We start from the raw sequence: 15,420 nt of genomic DNA on the forward strand, positions 1-15,420 counted from the left end.
ATCGACAGCTGCGCGACGAGCAGGACGAGTAGAACGGACGACGCCGATGGCCACGCAGTACGGGCAGTATGACCAGTACGGGCAGCATGACCGGTACGGGCGCGATGACCAGTACGGGCGCGATGGTCGGTACGGGGCGGAGTACGGGCGCCGCGAAGGAAGGCGTCGTCGCCTGCTGCCGACAGGACTGCGCGAGCCGCTCACGGCACGCCACTGGCGGGAACTCGTCTATGTCGTGCTCGGTCTGCCGATCGGCATCCTGCTGTTCACCTTCACGATCACGATGCTGTCGCTCGGGGCCGGCCTGCTGGTGACCTTCCTCGGCATTCCGGTGCTGGCGGCGGGACTGGCCGCGGGCCGGGGCTTCGGAGCGCTGGAACGGGCCCGGGCGCGCGGGCTGCTCGGCCTGGAGGTCGCCGATCCCGAGCCGCTGCGGCCGCGGGGCAAGGGCGCGATGGCCTGGATGGCCGCCGTCCTCAAGAGCGGCACGTCATGGCGGCAGGCGCTGTACGCGGTGGTGCAGTTCCCGTGGGCGGTGTTCTCCTTCGGCGTCGCCGTGACCGTGTGGTCGTTCGGCTGGACCATGCTGACGTATCCGCTGTGGTTCTGGGTCTTCCCGATGTACGGCGGTCAGGGCGGGCTTCAGCTGTACGGCGACGAGCAGCACAGCGTCTACCTCGACAACCCGTTCGAGATCACCGTGACGGCGCTGGTGGGGCTGTTGATCACGCTGGCCACGCCGTGGATCGTGCGGGCGCTGACGACGGTGGACCGGCTGCTGGTGCACGGGCTGCTCGGGCCGTCGTCGCTGGGGGCGCGGGTGGTGGAGCTGGAGTCCGACCGGGGGGTCGTGGTGGACGCGGCGTCCGCCGACCTGCGGCGCATCGAGCGCGATCTGCACGACGGGGCGCAGGCCCGGCTGGTGGCGCTGGCGATGGATCTGGGTCTCGCGAAGGAGAAGCTGCGGGAGGATCCGCGGGCGGCGGCACGGATGGTGGACGAGGCGCACGGCGAGGTGAAGACGGCGTTGCAGGAGCTGCGGGACCTGGCGCGCGGGATCCATCCGGCGGTGCTGACGGACCGGGGGCTGGACGCGGCGCTGTCGGCGGTGGCGTCGCGGTGCACGGTGCCGGTGCGGGTGGATGTGGATCTGGCGGAGCGGCCGGCGCCGGCGATCGAGGGGATCGCGTACTTCACCGTCTCGGAGCTGCTGCAGAACATCAGCAAGCACAGCGCGGCGCGGTCGGCCTCGGTCGATGTGTGGCGGGTGGAGGATCGGTTGATGTTGCAGGTGGTGGATGACGGGGTCGGCGGAGCGGATGCCTCCGGCGGGGGGTCGGGGTTGGCCGGGCTCGCGGGGCGGCTGGACGCGGTGGACGGCATTCTGGTGGTGGATTCGCCGGCCGGCGGGCCTACCCGGGTGACCGCGGAGTTGCCCTGGCGCGAGCACGGGGTCTGAGGGGGGCTTTTTCGCCCCCGCCGCCCTTACCCTTCCCATCCCTGGGGGCACCGCCCCCAGGCCCCCCTGAAGCCCCACGGCCCCCGGGCCTCAGCCCTAAGACTCCCAGGCCCCAGCCCCGAACTCCCGGCCCCCAACCCCCAGCCCTCAACGCGCCTCGTCTTCGGACTCCGTCGTCTGGGGTTGTGTCCGGGCGGGAGGAGGGTGGTCGCCGGTCTGTTCCTTCCAGTCGCGGCCGAAACCCTGCGGGTCAAGGCCTCATTCGCGCCGTCCTCAGCGTGGTCGGGCTCCTTGGCGGGTGCAGACGGGCCCGTTGCTGGAATGCTTGACTGGTTCTACCAACGGGTGGACGGCTGGGGGGCCGAGGAGCGTGGAGGACAGGGTGCGGGTGGTCATCGCCGAGGATTCGGTGCTGTTGAGGGAGGGACTGACCCGGTTGCTGACCGACCGGGGGCATGAGGTGGTGGCCGGGGTCGGGGACGCGGACGCTCTGGTCAAGACCATCACGGAGCTAGGCGACGAGGGTTCGCTGCCCGACGTCGTCGTCGCGGACGTGCGGATGCCGCCGACCCATACGGACGAAGGGGTGCGGGCCGCCGTACAGCTGCGCAAGGCGTATCCCGGGCTCGGGGTGCTGGTGTTGTCGCAGTACGTGGAGGAGAGGTACGCCACCGAACTGTTGGCCGGTTCCAGTCGCGGGGTCGGGTACCTGCTCAAGGATCGTGTGGCAGAGGTGCGGGAGTTCGTGGACGCCGTGGTGCGGGTCGCGCAGGGCGGTACCGCCCTCGATCCGGAGGTCGTCGCGCAGCTGCTCGGGCGGAGCAGGAAGCAGGACGTGCTGGCCGGGCTCACCCCACGGGAGCGGGAGGTCCTGGGGCTGATGGCCGAGGGGCGGACGAACTCCGCGATCGCCCGGCAGCTGGTCGTCAGCGACGGGGCCGTGGAGAAGCACGTCAGCAACATCTTCCTGAAGCTCGGCCTGTCACCGAGTGACGGGGATCACCGCCGTGTACTGGCGGTCCTCACCTATCTCAATTCCTAGCGAGATGGCACTGTGCCTTTCGTCCAGGGGGGAACTCGGTGGAGGCGGCGAACAGGTGCGGGAGAACCGTGGTGTGATCCGGAGCGTCTACCGGAATCGCGCCGGGCGGCGGTAAATCATGAAAAGCGGGGGTGCCGGGCCGTCTCGGGACAGCGAACCGTCATACGAATGGCCGAGGTAAGGCGACCCTTACAGACGTAGGGTTGATCCGTGGAAGGCCTTGGGAAGGCCCTCCGGGACAGCCACCTCGAGGAGGTCCAGTTCAGTGACCAGTCAGGTCAGCAGCCCAGCGGAACAGGCCGACGGAACCGACGGGCCCGACGGGACCGTCGTGGGAGAGCAGCGCAAACCGGGTGGGACGAAGGACGTCCGTCGTCTCGACCGGGTGATCATCAGGTTCGCGGGGGACTCGGGCGACGGTATGCAGCTCACCGGCGACCGTTTCACCTCGGAGACCGCGTCGTTCGGCAACGACCTCTCCACCCTGCCGAACTTCCCCGCCGAGATCCGCGCGCCCGCCGGCACCCTCCCCGGCGTCTCCTCGTTCCAGCTGCACTTCGCCGACCACGACATCCTCACTCCGGGTGATGCGCCCAATGTGCTGGTCGCCATGAACCCGGCGGCGCTGAAGGCCAACATCGGCGATGTGCCGCGCGGCGCGGAGATCATCGTCAACACGGACGAGTTCACCAAACGGGCGATGCAGAAGGTGGGGTACGCGGCCTCGCCGCTGGAGGATGGATCCCTCGACGGTTACCAGCTCCATCCGGTCCCGCTGACCACCCTGACCGTCGAGGCACTCAAGGAATTCGACCTCACCCGTAAAGAGGCCGAGCGCAGCAAGAACATGTTCGCGCTCGGCCTCTTGTCGTGGATGTACCACCGGCCCACCGAGGGCACCGAGAAGTTCCTGAAGACGAAGTTCGCGAAGAAGCCCGACATCGCGGCCGCCAACCTCACCGCTTTCCGTGCCGGGTGGAACTTCGGCGAGACGACCGAGGACTTCGCCGTCAGTTATGAGGTCGCCCCGGCCGCGAAAGCGTTTCCCGTCGGCACCTACCGGAACATCTCCGGGAATCTCGCTCTGGCGTACGGGCTGATCAGCGCCTCGCGGCAGGCCGATCTGCCGCTGTTCCTGGGGTCGTATCCGATCACGCCGGCCTCCGACATCCTGCACGAGCTGAGCAGACACAAGAACTTCGGCGTGCGGACGTTCCAGGCCGAGGACGAGATCGCGGGGATCGGCGCGGCGCTGGGGGCGGCCTTCGGGGGGTCCCTCGCCGTCACCACCACGTCCGGGCCCGGGGTGGCGCTGAAGAGCGAGACCATCGGGCTCGCGGTCTCGATGGAGCTTCCGCTGCTGATCGTGGACATCCAGCGGGGCGGCCCGTCGACCGGCCTGCCGACAAAGACCGAGCAGGCCGACCTGTTGCAGGCCATGTTCGGGCGCAACGGCGAGGCGCCGGTGCCGATCGTCGCGCCCCGCACGCCCGCCGACTGTTTCGACGCGGCCCTGGAGGCGGCCCGGATCGCGCTCACCTACCGCACGCCGGTGATGCTCCTGTCCGACGGCTACCTGGCCAACGGCTCCGAGCCCTGGCGGATCCCGGAGCTGGACGAGCTCCCGGACCTGACCGTGCAGTTCGCCCAGGGGCCCAACCACACCCTGGACGACGGCAGCGAGGTCTTCTGGCCGTACAAGCGCGACCCGCAGACCCTGGCCCGGCCGTGGGCGGTCCCGGGCACGCCGGGGCTCGAGCACCGCATCGGCGGGATCGAGAAGGAGGACGGGACCGGGAACATCTCCTACGCTCCGGCCAACCACGAGTTCATGGTCCGTGTCCGGCAGTCCAAGATCGACGGAATCGACGTCCCCGACCTGGAGGTCGACGACCCGCACGAGGCGCGCACCCTGGTGCTGGGCTGGGGTTCCACCTACGGACCGATCACCGCCGCGGTACGGCGGCTGCGCACCGCCGGGGAGGCCGTCGCGCAGGCCCATCTGCGGCATCTGAACCCGTTCCCGCGCAACCTGGGCGCGGTGCTGGAGCGCTACGACAAGGTCGTCGTCCCGGAGATGAACCTGGGCCAGCTCGCCACCCTCGTACGGGCGAAGTACCTGGTCGACGCCCGCTCGTACAACCAGGTCAACGGCATGCCGTTCAAGGCGGAGCAGCTCGCCGCGACGCTCAAGGAGGCCATCGATGACTGAGACCTCGACGGAAGGCACGGGCACGATCGAGGCGCTCTCGCTCGTCCCCAAGGCCGTGGGCCGGCAGTCCATGAAGGACTTCAAGTCCGATCAGGAAGTGCGCTGGTGCCCCGGCTGCGGCGACTACGCGATCCTGGCGGCCGTCCAGGGCTTCATGCCGGAGCTGGGGCTGGCCAAGGAGAACATCGTCTTCGTGTCGGGCATCGGCTGCTCGTCGCGCTTCCCGTACTACATGAACACGTACGGCATGCACTCCATCCACGGGCGGGCGCCGGCCATCGCGACCGGCCTCGCCGCCTCCCGGCGGGACCTGAGCGTGTGGGTCGTCACGGGTGACGGCGACGCGCTGTCCATCGGCGGCAACCATCTGATCCACGCCCTGCGGCGGAACGTGAACCTGAAGATCCTGCTGTTCAACAACCGGATCTACGGGCTCACCAAGGGCCAGTACTCGCCCACCTCGGAGGTCGGCAAGATCACCAAGTCGACGCCGATGGGCTCGCTGGACGCGCCCTTCAACCCGGTGTCGCTGGCGCTCGGCGCGGAGGCGTCGTTCGTGGCCCGGACCATCGACTCCGACCGCAAGCATCTGACGGAGGTGCTGCGCCAGGCCGCCGCCCACCCCGGCACGGCGCTGGTCGAGATCTACCAGAACTGCAACATCTTCAACGACGGCGCGTTCGAGGCGCTGAAGGACCGGCAGTCGGCCGAGGAGGCGGTGATCCGGCTCGAGCACGGGCAGCCGATCCGGTTCGGGGCGGAACGGGCGCGGGGCGTCGTGCGGGACCCGGCGAGCGGTGATCTGCGGGTCGTCACGGTGACCGCGGAGAACGAGGCGCAGATCCTGGTCCACGACGCGCACGCCACGTCCCCGACCACCGCCTTCGCGCTGTCCCGGCTGGCCGACCCGGACACCCTGCATCACACGCCGATCGGCGTGCTGCGCTCGGTCGAACGGCCGGTCTACGACACCCAGCTGGCGGAACAGCTGGACGCGGCGATCGAGCAGCACGGCAAGGGCGACCTGGCGGCGCTGCTGGCGGGCGGGGACACCTGGACGGTCGTCGGCTGAGGCGAGGAACCGCTGGTCGAAGACCGGTTCACGAGGCCCGGGAGCGGAGTTCCCGGGCCTCGTCGTATGTCCGGCGGGCCTGCTCCACGTCCGGCATCCGGGTGTGCGTCCACAGGGCGAGCGCGCGCACCTGCTCGGCCGCCTCCCGGCCGAGGTCGGTCAGGGAGTAGTCGACACGGGGCGGGATGACCGGCTTGGCGTCGCGGTGCACCAGGCCGTCGCGTTCGAGCGTCTGAAGGGTCTGGGTGAGCATCTTCTCGCTGACCGGCCGGCCCACCCCGCCGATCGCCCGGCGCAGCTCGCTGAACCGGTACGAGCGGTCGAGCAGCTCGATCAGCGCCAGGACACCCCAGCGGCTGGTGACATGTTCGAGGACGAGTCGGTGCGGGCACATGCCCTCCGCTTCGGCCATTCCCACCTGCATGCTTACTGCCATGCCAGTACCTTACTTCAAAGTGGGTACTTTCGCTCGGTTAGTGCCTTCCCTAGGGTCGGTGCCAGACCCGCAGCCCCCACTAGGAGTTCTCAGCCATGAGCATCGTCGTCACCGGAGCCACCGGACACCTCGGCCGTCACGTCGTGGAGCAGTTGCTGGAGAAGGTTCCGGCGGAGCAGATAACGGCCGTCGTGCGCGACGAGGCCAAGGCCGCCGACTTCGCGGCCCGCGGCGTACGCCTCGCCGTCGCCGACTACAACGCCCCCGAGACCTTCGGCAGCCTGTTCGCCTCCGGTGACAAGGTGCTGCTGATCTCGGGCAACGAGTTCGACAAGGGGCGCCCGGCCCAGCACCAGGTCGTGATCGACGCCGCGAAGGCCGCCGGGGTCGCCCTCCTCGCGTACACCAGCGCGCCGGGCAGCCTGAGCGCGGCACTGGCGGACGACCACCGCACCACCGAGAAGGCGCTGATCGCCTCCGGCGTGCCGTACACGCTGCTGCGCAACGGCTGGTACCACGAGAACTACACCGAGCAGCTGGCCCCGGTGCTGGAGCACAACGCCGTCGTCTCCGCCGCCGGTGAGGGCCGGATCTCCTCGGCCTCCCGCGCCGACTACGCGGCAGCGGCCGTCGCCGTGCTGACCGGCGAGGGTCACGAGAACAAGACGTACGAGCTGGGCGGCGACGAGGCGTGGAGCCTCGCCGAGTACGCGGCCGAGCTGAGCCGGCAGACCGGCAAGGAGATCGCCTACAACTCCGTCCCCGGCGAGGTGCTCATCGGCATCCTGACCGGCGCCGGCCTGCCCGAGGGGTTCGCCACGATCCTGGCCGGGGTGGACGCCTCGATCGCCAAGGGTGAGCTGGTCGTCTCGACCGGCGACCTGTCCCGGCTGGCGGGCCGCCCGACCACTCCGCTCGCCGAGGCGATCGCCACCGCGCTCAAGGGCTGACCCGCACCCGCCTCCTCACCCCTGCCTGTCATGACCGTATGGCGATACGGACATGACAGACAGGGGTGCCCGGCGTTACCTTCGTCCACGCATGCCGGACGTGAGAAGGAGGGCCCGTGGCCGGGACGTCGAAGAGTGAAGGCCGGACAGGCCTGCTGAACGGCCTCGCCGCCTACGGGATGTGGGGGCTGGTCCCCCTCTTCTGGCCCCTGCTCAAGCCGGCCGGGGCGACCGAGATCCTCGCCCATCGCATGGTGTGGTCCCTCGCCTTCGTCGCCGTCGCGCTGCTCGTCGTACGGCGCTGGGCGTGGGCCGGTGAGCTGCTGCGGCAGCCGCGCCGGCTCGGGCTCGTCGTGATCGCCGCGGCCGTCATCACCGTCAACTGGGGCGTCTACATCTGGGCCGTGAACAGCGGCCACGTCGTCGAGGCGTCCCTCGGGTACTTCATCAACCCGCTGGTCACCATCGCCATGGGTGTACTGATCCTCAAGGAACGGCTGCGGCCCGTGCAGTGGGCGGCGGTCGGCGTCGGCTTCTCGGCGGTGCTGGTCCTGACCATCGGCTACGGCCGCCCGCCGTGGATCTCCCTCACCCTCGCCTTCTCGTTCGCCACCTACGGGCTGGTGAAGAAGAAGGTCAACCTCGGCGGGGTCGAGTCGCTGGCCGCCGAGACCGCCATCCAGTTCCTGCCCGCGCTGGGCTATCTGCTGTGGCTGTCCGCGCACGGCGGCCTCACCTTCGCGACCGAGGGCATCGGACACGCGTCCCTGCTCGCCTCCACCGGCCTCGTCACGGCGCTCCCCCTCGTCTGCTTCGGCGCGGCGGCGATCCGCGTACCGCTGTCCACGCTGGGTCTGCTCCAGTACCTGGCGCCGGTCTTCCAGTTCCTGCTCGGCGTCCTCTACTTCGGCGAGGCCATGCCCCCCGAGCGCTGGGCCGGGTTCGCCCTGGTGTGGCTGGCGCTGGTGCTGCTCACCGGCGACGCGCTGCGCACCTCACGCCGGACGGCCCGTGCGCTCGGCCTCGCGGTCACCGAGAGCAGCGCCGAGGCGCCTGCCGCGAACGCCACGGCCGACGTAACCGGCGCGACGGGTGTGACCGGCGCGACGGGGGCCGTTCGGGAGGCGGAGAGCGTGGCCTCCGGTGTCTCCGGTGTCTCCGGTGTCTCCGGTGTCTCCGGTGTCTCCGGTGTCTCCGGTGTCTCCGGTGTCTCCGGTGTCTCCGGTGGCGCTGCCGCCACCGGCGTCGCCATCACCGGCGTCGCCACCGCCTCCGCCGTACCCGGCGCCCCCGCTCCGGAGGCGGGCGTCTCCCCCCTCGCCAAGCAGTAGCGCGACGGAGTTCGGCGCGTGGGAGGGAGGCCGACTCCGTGCGGGCCTGCTAGAAGTGGCGGCATGACCGAGACATCTGGAGCAGGAGTACCCGAGGCAGGGCCCACGCCCGTGCACTGGAAGGTCGTCGTCGACTCAGCCGATCCGCACACGCAGGCCGATTTCTGGGCCGGCGCACTGCACTACGAGGTCGAGGACAACAGCGCGCTCATCGAACGGCTGCTGGAGCTAGGCGCGCTGCCGGGGGCGGCGACGCTGGAGTTCCACGGGCGCCCGGCCTTCCGGGACCTGATCGCCGTACGCCACCCCGACGACCCCTACGACCCCGACAGCGGGACCGGGCTCGGGCGGCGGCTGCTGTTCCAGCGGGTCCCGGAGGCGAAGACCGTGAAGAACCGGCTCCACCTCGATCTGCATCCCGGTACGGAGCTGCGCGCCGGGGAGGTCGAGCGGCTGACGGCGCTGGGGGCGAGCGTGCTGCGAGAGGTGGAGGAACCCTCCGGGCAGTGGGTGGTCATGGCGGATCCGGAGGGCAACGAGTTCTGCGTGCATTGAGGGACATGACGGGCTTCGATATGTGAACCCGCTGTCCGGATAGCGCTCTTGACGGAGTATTGGCCTCGGCTTCACCATCCAGTCACCCCATTCACTGTGGATTACCTGTGGGCCTCCAGGTGCTCGACGGTCGCTCACAGGTGTCCCGCTGGAATTCGGAGCCCCCCACCATGAAGCTCCCCGTTTCCGGGCGGGCGACGGTCACCGCCGTCGTCGCGGCCGCCACACTGCTCGCCACCGGGTCCATAGCCGGGGCGGCACCCGCCCCCGAGTCCGGGGCGATCGCCGCCGCTCCCGACCTCCCGGTGGCCAACGTCAAGGCCCACCTGGCCCAGCTGCAGTCCATCGCCACCGCCAACGGCGGCAACCGTGCGCACGGCCGCACCGGCTACAAGGCGTCGCTCGACTATGTGAAGGCCAAGCTGGACGCCGCCGGATACACCACCACCATCCAGCAGTTCACCTCCTCCGGCCGCACCGGCTACAACCTCGTCGCCGACTGGCCCGGCGGTGACACCGGTCAGGTGCTGATGGCCGGATCCCATCTGGACTCCGTGACCGCGGGGGCCGGCATCAACGACAACGGCTCCGGCTCGGCGGCCGTCCTGGAGACGGCGCTGGCGGTGTCCAGAGCCGGCTACCACCCCACCAAGCACCTGCGGTTCGCCTGGTGGGGCGCGGAGGAGCTGGGCATGGTCGGGTCCCGGTACTACGTCAACAACCTCTCCTCGGCGAACCGCGCCCGTATCAGCGGCTACCTGAACTTCGACATGATCGGCTCGCCGAACCCCGGCTACTTCGTCTACGACGACGACCCGGCCATCGAGAAGACCTTCAAGGACTACTTCACCGGCCTCGGCATCCCGACGGAGATCGAGACCGAGGGCGACGGCCGCTCCGACCACGCCCCCTTCAAGAACGCGGGCGTGCCGGTGGGCGGCCTGTTCAGCGGCGCCGACTACCTCAAGACGGCGGCGCAGGCGGCCAAGTGGGGCGGTACGGCCGGGCGGGCCTTCGACCGCTGCTACCACTCCTCCTGCGACACCACGGCCAACATCGACGACACGGCCCTGGACCGCAACGCGGACGCGCTGGCGTACGCGGTCTGGACCCTGTCCTCCTGATCGGCCGGGCGGCCGCTACGCGCCCGACCTACGGGCGCGTTCGGCCAGCCGGAGCATCCTCGCGCGGGCCGACTCCAACTCCTCGACGTCGTCGGCCGCCGGGCCCTCCTCGGTGGTGAGCTCCGTCCACAGGACGAGGAGTTCGGTCCCCAGGTTCAGTCCCTGCAAGGGGTCGCGTACGGCACGCCAGGCAGCCGCCGCGCTCTGGACGTTGCCGTACGCGGCCTCCGCGTCCCGGCTCCGGCGGCTGATGCGCGCCAGGTCGAGGGAGGTGTGGAAGGAGCGCAGCGGGTCGCCTGCCAAGTAGGCGATGTACGCGGTGAGTTCACGCAGCCGGAGCACCTCGGGGTGCTCCGGTCCCAGCGTTCCGGACGCCTCCAGCACGGTCCGCTCCGCGAGCGCGGCCGCGTCGTCCGTACGACCCGCCCGCACGGCCTCGTTGATCCGCGCGAGCGGTTCCGCGAGAAGGGCCGGGGTGCCGCCTTCGCCGTGGAGGGTACGGGGGTCGTCCCCGAGCACCGCCTCCGCGACGGCGTCGAAGCCACGGGCGGGGGTGGGCTTGAAGCCGGGGTCCAGGTCGAGGGCCGAGTCGGAGATGAGGTCCTCGGGGAGGAACGGGGTGGGCGTGGCGCCGGACTTGGTGGTGGGCCTGGTGGTGGGGGTGGAGGTGCCGGTGGAGGCGGGTGTCGGGAGCGGCAGCGGGATCGGGGCCGGAGCGGGGACCGGGGTCGAGGTCGCGGCTGCGGTCGGGGCTGCGGTCGGGGTCGCGTCCGGGTTCGGCCGCTCGTCCATCGACGGGGGCGGGCCGAACACGCCCGTCGGGGCGGCGACCGTGCCGAGCGCCGGGGTCTCCCCCGCGTACGTGGATGCCGGCTCCGGCGCCGACCGGGCTTCCCGTTCCGTTTCCGGCTCGGGCACCGCGCGCAACGGGAACGTCGGGGCCGCGTCCCGCACCGGCTCGGCCACCGGGCGCAGGAAGTGCGTGGGCTGGTCGCGTCGCGGCTGAGCGGACTGCTCGGCGTCGACGGGCACGGGCGTGTCGAGGGGCACCGGCGTGTCGGCGGTCGCGGGGAGTGTGGCGGGAGCGGGCGGGTCGGCGGGGGCGGCGACCTGTGCGGACGTGCCGGTGGGGTCGGAACTCCGCGTGTCCCGTGCCGCCTCCTCGCGCGCCGCCTGTCCCTGTGCCACCTGTGCCTGGGCGGCCTGCCCCTGTGCCGCCGCCGGGGCAGCGGCCGTCCGCAGGGGATCCGCTGTGAAGTGGCTGGAACCGTCCGGGTCCACGCGCAGGGCGACGACGTAGCCGATGCGTTCGTCGTGGACCGTGGCGAGGACCGGATGTCCGGTGGCGAGGGCGATGCGGTGGAGGTGGCTCAGGACGGCGCGCTGGATCTCCTCGCCGTCGACCGCGACGACCGGGACGCCTCCTATCGTCACCGTCCCACCCCCGCGGACATGGACATCGAGCGGTGCCACCACGACGGCCGTGGGGCCGGCGTACTTCTGTTCCCGCTTCTTCTCGCGGCTGAGTCGAGACATCGGTTCCTCACTCGGATGCGTCGTCACGATCCGGTCGTCCAGGTACGTGTACGTGGACACGTACTGTTGAGTCTCTCCGAGCGCTCCCGGTCCACGCGTCACCGCGACGTCACAGCCTCGTTCCAGGAACCCACGCCCCGCTCCCGGGGCAGCTCCGGGACCACCATGATCAGGGGCGTCCCGGAGAATCGGCGACGACGGGGAGGAACACGGGCCATGGGGACGACGGACGGGCAGCGGGGGCCGGAGATCTGGATCCGCGGACCGGTGGCCGCACCGGATCCGGTGGCGATGCCGTACGCCTCCGCCGCCGGGCCCCGCCGCTTCTCCTGGGTCGCCACGCACGGCGGGGCCGGCGGCTCCACGCTCGCCGCGGTCTACGGCGGCCACGACTGCGGACGCGCGTGGCCCGGCGCCGGTGATCCCCCGTCCGTGCTGCTGGTCGCCCGCACCCATGCGGCCGGGCTGGACTCCGTCCTGCGGACCCTGGAGGTCTTCCGGCGCGGGGAGGCTCCGCGGGGGCTCGACCTGGACGCGGTGGTGCTCGTCGCGGACGCGCCGGGCAGGCTGCCCCGGCCGCTCGTCCAGCGGGTGCGGGTGATCGAGTCGGTCGTCGACGTGTACCGCGTCCCGTGGGTGAACAACTGGCGCCTCGGCGAACTGGGCGGCACCCCGCCACGCGAGACGGAACCGCTGTCCCGGCTCACCGGGGCCCGCTGAGCAGGCGGGGCCGGGGCGAGGCCGCAGGGGTGAGGTTGCCGAAGTGAGGTCGCCGGGGTGAGGTACGGAGACCTGGCGTGGCCACCCGCCGTGGAGATCGCCGCGGCCGTGCGGGCGGGGCGGTTGGCGGCCCTGGACGTGGTCGGCGAGGCGCTCGCACGGATCGCGCGGGTCGACCCCTCCCTGTGCGCCTTCGCCGAGGTGTGGGAGGAAAGGGCCCTGGCGTGGGCGCGCGAGATCGACGCCCGGGTCGCCGCGGGCGCGCGGCTGCCGCTGGCCGGGGTGCCGATCGGCGTGAAGGGGCTTCACGGGCTGCGTACGGCGGGCCCGCTGGTCGCCGCCGGATGCGTGCCGGTCGGGGCGACGGCCGTACCGGGGCCCGGCACCCCCTGGCAGACCTGGGGCCTCGGCGCCCACGGCCGGACCGTCAATCCCTGGCGCGCCGACCGCACGCCGGGCGGCTCCTCGGCCGGGTCCGCGGCGGCGGTGGCCGCGGGCCTGGTCCCCCTGGCGACCGGCAGCGACGGCGCGGGCTCGGTGCGGATCCCGGCCGCGTGGTGCGGCGTGATCGGCCTGAAGACGACGAACCGCCGGCCGCCGCCCCCGGAGGGGCCGCCACCGGCATCCCGGGACCGTACGGGACTGGCGGCGCCCGGCGTGCTCGTCCACCACGCGGCGGACGCCGAGGCGTACTGGCGGGTGATGACATCGAAGGCGGAAGCGGGGCCCTTCCCCTCGGCGGGAGCGGGGCCCTTCCCCTCGGCGGGAGCGGGTCCGGGTCCCTCGGCGGGAGCGGGTCCGGTTCCTTCGGCGGATCCCGCCCCGCCTGTCGCCGTCTTCTCCGCCGACCTCGGCTTCGCCGATCCCGACCCCGAGCCGCTCGCCCTGGCAAGGGCCGCCGCCGGGCGCCTCGCCGAGGCGGGTGTCGTACGGCTGGCGCGGCCCTCCGACGGGCCCCTGCGGCTGGCGGACCCCGCACCGGCCTGGCTCGCGCTGCGCACCCCCGGCTCAAACCTCCGCGCCGCCGCACGCGTCCGGAACGTCAACGACCGGCTGCTGGCCGGCCTCTTCTCCCGTGCCGACCTGCTGCTGACCCCGACGACCCCGAACGCCGCGCACGGTTACGAGGGTCCGGGCGACCGGTACTCGACCGCGCTCACCTGGGCGTTCAACCTGAGCGGGCATCCGGCGATCAGCGTTCCGGCGGGGCTCGGGGCGGACGGCTGTCCCGTGGGGTTGCAGATGGTCGCGGCGCACGGCGGGGAGTCGGCACTCCTGGCAGCCGCCCGAGCCGCCCGAGCCGCTCAGGATACTTGCGCACACATATAATGCAGGTGCAGACTATCCTCGTACGCCGACTACCTGGGGGATGGAACATGACCCGCCGCAGTTTCCTGTTCGTGCTGGGCAGCAGCCGTCCGGACGGCAACACCGAGTTGCTGGCCCGTGCGGCGGCCGAGCAGTTGCCCTCCGACGTCGAGCAGACATGGATCAGCCTGGCCCGGCATCCGCTGCCCGACTTCGAGGACCTGCGCCACGACAGCGACCACGTGCGCCCCACCGAGGGGAGCGCGGCACTGCTGCTCGACGCCACGCTCGCCGCGACGGACCTCGTGATCGCGTCCCCGCTGTACTGGTACTCGGTCTCCGCGCAGACCAAGCGCTACCTGGACCACTGGTCGGGCTGGCTGCGCATCCCCGGCCTCGACTTCAAGGCGACGCTCGCCGGGCGCACCCTCTGGGGCGTCACCGCGCTCGCGGACGACCAGCCGGTGGTCGCCGATCCGCTCGTCGGGACGCTCAACAACTCCGCCGCGTACATGGGGATGTCCTTCGGCGGGGTGCTGCTCGGCAACGGCAGCAAGCCCGGCGACGTCCTCGGGGACACGGAGGCGCTGACCCGCGCGAAGACGTTCTTCGCGGGCGAGGCCCCGAGGGCCCGCTTCCTGTACGAGACCCGCTACGAAAGCCGCTGAGAACCTGAAAGCCGCTGAGAACCGAGGCGAGGCCTACGCCTGACGTCCTACGCGTGGTGACCTGCCTGACGTCCTACGCGTGGTGACCTACGCGTGGTGACCTGCACGTGGTCACCTACGCCGTGATGTCCGTCGTCGTGAAGCGCGCCCAGGCCGCCGAGCCGAAGACGGCCGCGTACAGGGCCTGGAGGCCGAGGTTCTTCTCCAGGTCGTCCCAGTAGACCGGCTCGCGCATCAGGTCGGCGAAGGACAGCCAGTGGTGGGAGAAGAAGTACGGCTGCAAGGCGTGCAGTTGGGGGATCTGGTCGAGGATCTGGACCGTGATCAACAGGCCCACCGTCGTCGCCATCGCCGCGATGCCGCTGCTGGTGAGGGTGGAGACGAACAGCCCGAGCGCCGCCACGCCGGTCAGGGAGGCGGCGACGACCAGGGCCATCAGCAATGCCCGTAGCAGCCCGTCGCCGAAGCCGATCCGAGTGCCGGAGATCGTCGTCAGGTCGCCCAGCGGGAAGAGCAGCGCCCCGACCGTCAGCGCCGAGAGCGCGACCACGAGCGTGGCCACCAGGCAGAAGATCATGACGGTCGCGTACTTGGCCAGCAGCAGTCGGGTGCGGCCGGCCGGGGCGACGAGCAGGTAGCGGAGCGTGCCCGCGTTCGCCTCGCCGGCGATCGAGTCGCCCGCGATGACACCGATCGCCATCGGCAGGAAGAACGGCAGGGTCACGGCCAGTGCGGTGAAGACCAGGAACAGGCCGTTGTTGGTGACCTGGGAGATGAACGCCGGGCCCTCGCCACCACCCCCTCCCCCGCCGCCGCGTCCGCCGGACGAGCCGTCGCCCGTCTCGATCTTCACGGCGATCCCGACCAGGATCGGCACGGCCGCCAGCACGCCCAGCAGCGCGAGGGTGCGCCAGCGCCGGAAGGTGGTCAGCAGTTCGCTGCGGAGCAGCCCGAAGGTCCAGGTCCAGTTCGCCGTCCGCGCCGGTGTCAGCACCGGTGCTGCTGCC

Annotated in this window: 14 protein-coding genes; 11 read left to right on the forward strand and 3 right to left on the reverse strand. The window is 71.4% G+C overall.

Translation table 11 applies throughout. From position 1 onward, the window contains the following. Positions 1–46 precede the first annotated feature (46 nt). From ACIRPU_RS31220 to ACIRPU_RS31235, 4 genes are all read left to right on the forward strand, one after another. The gene (locus ACIRPU_RS31220) at positions 47–1,459 is read left to right on the forward strand and encodes a sensor histidine kinase (RefSeq protein WP_403873159.1); all 1,413 of its coding nucleotides are present in this window, start codon (positions 47–49) and stop codon (positions 1,457–1,459) included. A 382-nt stretch (positions 1,460–1,841) separates the two neighbouring features. Next, on the forward strand, positions 1,842–2,501 hold the full coding sequence (locus ACIRPU_RS31225; RefSeq protein ID WP_355704934.1) for a response regulator transcription factor: 660 nt from the start codon (positions 1,842–1,844) through the stop codon (positions 2,499–2,501). Between the two features lie 265 nt (positions 2,502–2,766). After that, positions 2,767–4,713 carry a 2-oxoacid:acceptor oxidoreductase subunit alpha gene (locus tag ACIRPU_RS31230; protein WP_403873162.1) on the forward strand — a complete coding sequence of 649 codons (1,947 nt, stop codon included), beginning with the start codon at positions 2,767–2,769 and terminating at the stop codon, positions 4,711–4,713. Further along, positions 4,706–5,785 carry a 2-oxoacid:ferredoxin oxidoreductase subunit beta gene (locus tag ACIRPU_RS31235; protein ID WP_403873165.1) on the forward strand — a complete coding sequence of 360 codons (1,080 nt, stop codon included), beginning with the start codon at positions 4,706–4,708 and terminating at the stop codon, positions 5,783–5,785. The genes ACIRPU_RS31230 and ACIRPU_RS31235 overlap by 8 nt, the downstream gene beginning before the upstream one ends. 28 nt (positions 5,786–5,813) lie before the next feature. Here the strand turns inward: ACIRPU_RS31235 and ACIRPU_RS31240 are convergent, their stop codons facing one another. Continuing rightward, entirely contained in the window at positions 5,814–6,221 is a 408-nt protein-coding gene (locus ACIRPU_RS31240) for a winged helix-turn-helix transcriptional regulator (protein ID WP_385553698.1), read from the reverse strand. A 95-nt stretch (positions 6,222–6,316) separates the two neighbouring features. Here ACIRPU_RS31240 and ACIRPU_RS31245 point away from each other — a divergent pair, with 95 nt between their 5' ends. The 4 genes from ACIRPU_RS31245 to ACIRPU_RS31260 all read left to right on the forward strand — a co-directional run bounded on the left by ACIRPU_RS31245 (position 6,317) and on the right by ACIRPU_RS31260 (position 10,181). Next, a complete protein-coding gene (locus tag ACIRPU_RS31245) occupies positions 6,317–7,171 on the forward strand; it encodes an SDR family oxidoreductase (protein ID WP_403873168.1) in 855 nt (284 codons plus the stop codon). A gap of 116 nt (positions 7,172–7,287) precedes the next feature. Next, positions 7,288–8,502: an EamA family transporter RarD gene (gene rarD / locus ACIRPU_RS31250; RefSeq protein WP_403873171.1), complete on the forward strand. Its 1,215-nt coding sequence runs from the start codon at positions 7,288–7,290 to the stop codon at positions 8,500–8,502. Between the two features lie 63 nt (positions 8,503–8,565). Continuing rightward, positions 8,566–9,057, forward strand: coding sequence for a VOC family protein (locus ACIRPU_RS31255; protein ID WP_403873174.1), 492 nt, complete (start codon positions 8,566–8,568; stop codon positions 9,055–9,057). 170 nt (positions 9,058–9,227) lie between these two features. After that, positions 9,228–10,181, forward strand: a complete 954-nt coding sequence (locus ACIRPU_RS31260) for a M28 family metallopeptidase (RefSeq protein ID WP_403873177.1) — start codon at positions 9,228–9,230, stop codon at positions 10,179–10,181. A gap of 15 nt (positions 10,182–10,196) precedes the next feature. Here the strand turns inward: ACIRPU_RS31260 and ACIRPU_RS31265 are convergent, their stop codons facing one another. Continuing rightward, positions 10,197–11,717 carry a tetratricopeptide repeat protein gene (locus ACIRPU_RS31265; protein ID WP_403873180.1) on the reverse strand — a complete coding sequence of 507 codons (1,521 nt, stop codon included), beginning with the start codon at positions 11,715–11,717 and terminating at the stop codon, positions 10,197–10,199. A gap of 216 nt (positions 11,718–11,933) precedes the next feature. Here ACIRPU_RS31265 and ACIRPU_RS31270 point away from each other — a divergent pair, with 216 nt between their 5' ends. The 3 genes from ACIRPU_RS31270 to ACIRPU_RS31280 are packed head-to-tail and all read left to right on the forward strand — an operon-like array spanning position 11,934 to position 14,413. After that, positions 11,934–12,437: a hypothetical protein gene (locus ACIRPU_RS31270; protein WP_403873183.1), complete on the forward strand. Its 504-nt coding sequence runs from the start codon at positions 11,934–11,936 to the stop codon at positions 12,435–12,437. 57 nt (positions 12,438–12,494) lie between these two features. Next, entirely contained in the window at positions 12,495–13,766 is a 1,272-nt protein-coding gene (locus tag ACIRPU_RS31275) for an amidase family protein (protein ID WP_403873186.1), read from the forward strand. Positions 13,767–13,813: 47 nt separating this feature from the next. Further along, a complete protein-coding gene (locus ACIRPU_RS31280; RefSeq protein ID WP_403873189.1) occupies positions 13,814–14,413 on the forward strand; it encodes a flavodoxin family protein in 600 nt (199 codons plus the stop codon). 115 nt (positions 14,414–14,528) lie between these two features. Here ACIRPU_RS31280 and ACIRPU_RS31285 read toward each other — a convergent pair whose 3' ends face one another. Beyond that, positions 14,529–15,407 (reverse strand): ABC transporter permease, encoded by an 879-nt coding sequence (locus ACIRPU_RS31285; protein ID WP_403873192.1) that lies wholly within the window; start codon positions 15,405–15,407, stop codon positions 14,529–14,531. Positions 15,408–15,420 lie beyond the last annotated feature (13 nt).

Origin of the sequence: Streptomyces sp. NPDC102259 (assembly GCF_044766465.1) — a bacterium.
In the GTDB taxonomy this organism is placed as follows: domain Bacteria; phylum Actinomycetota; class Actinomycetes; order Streptomycetales; family Streptomycetaceae; genus Streptomyces.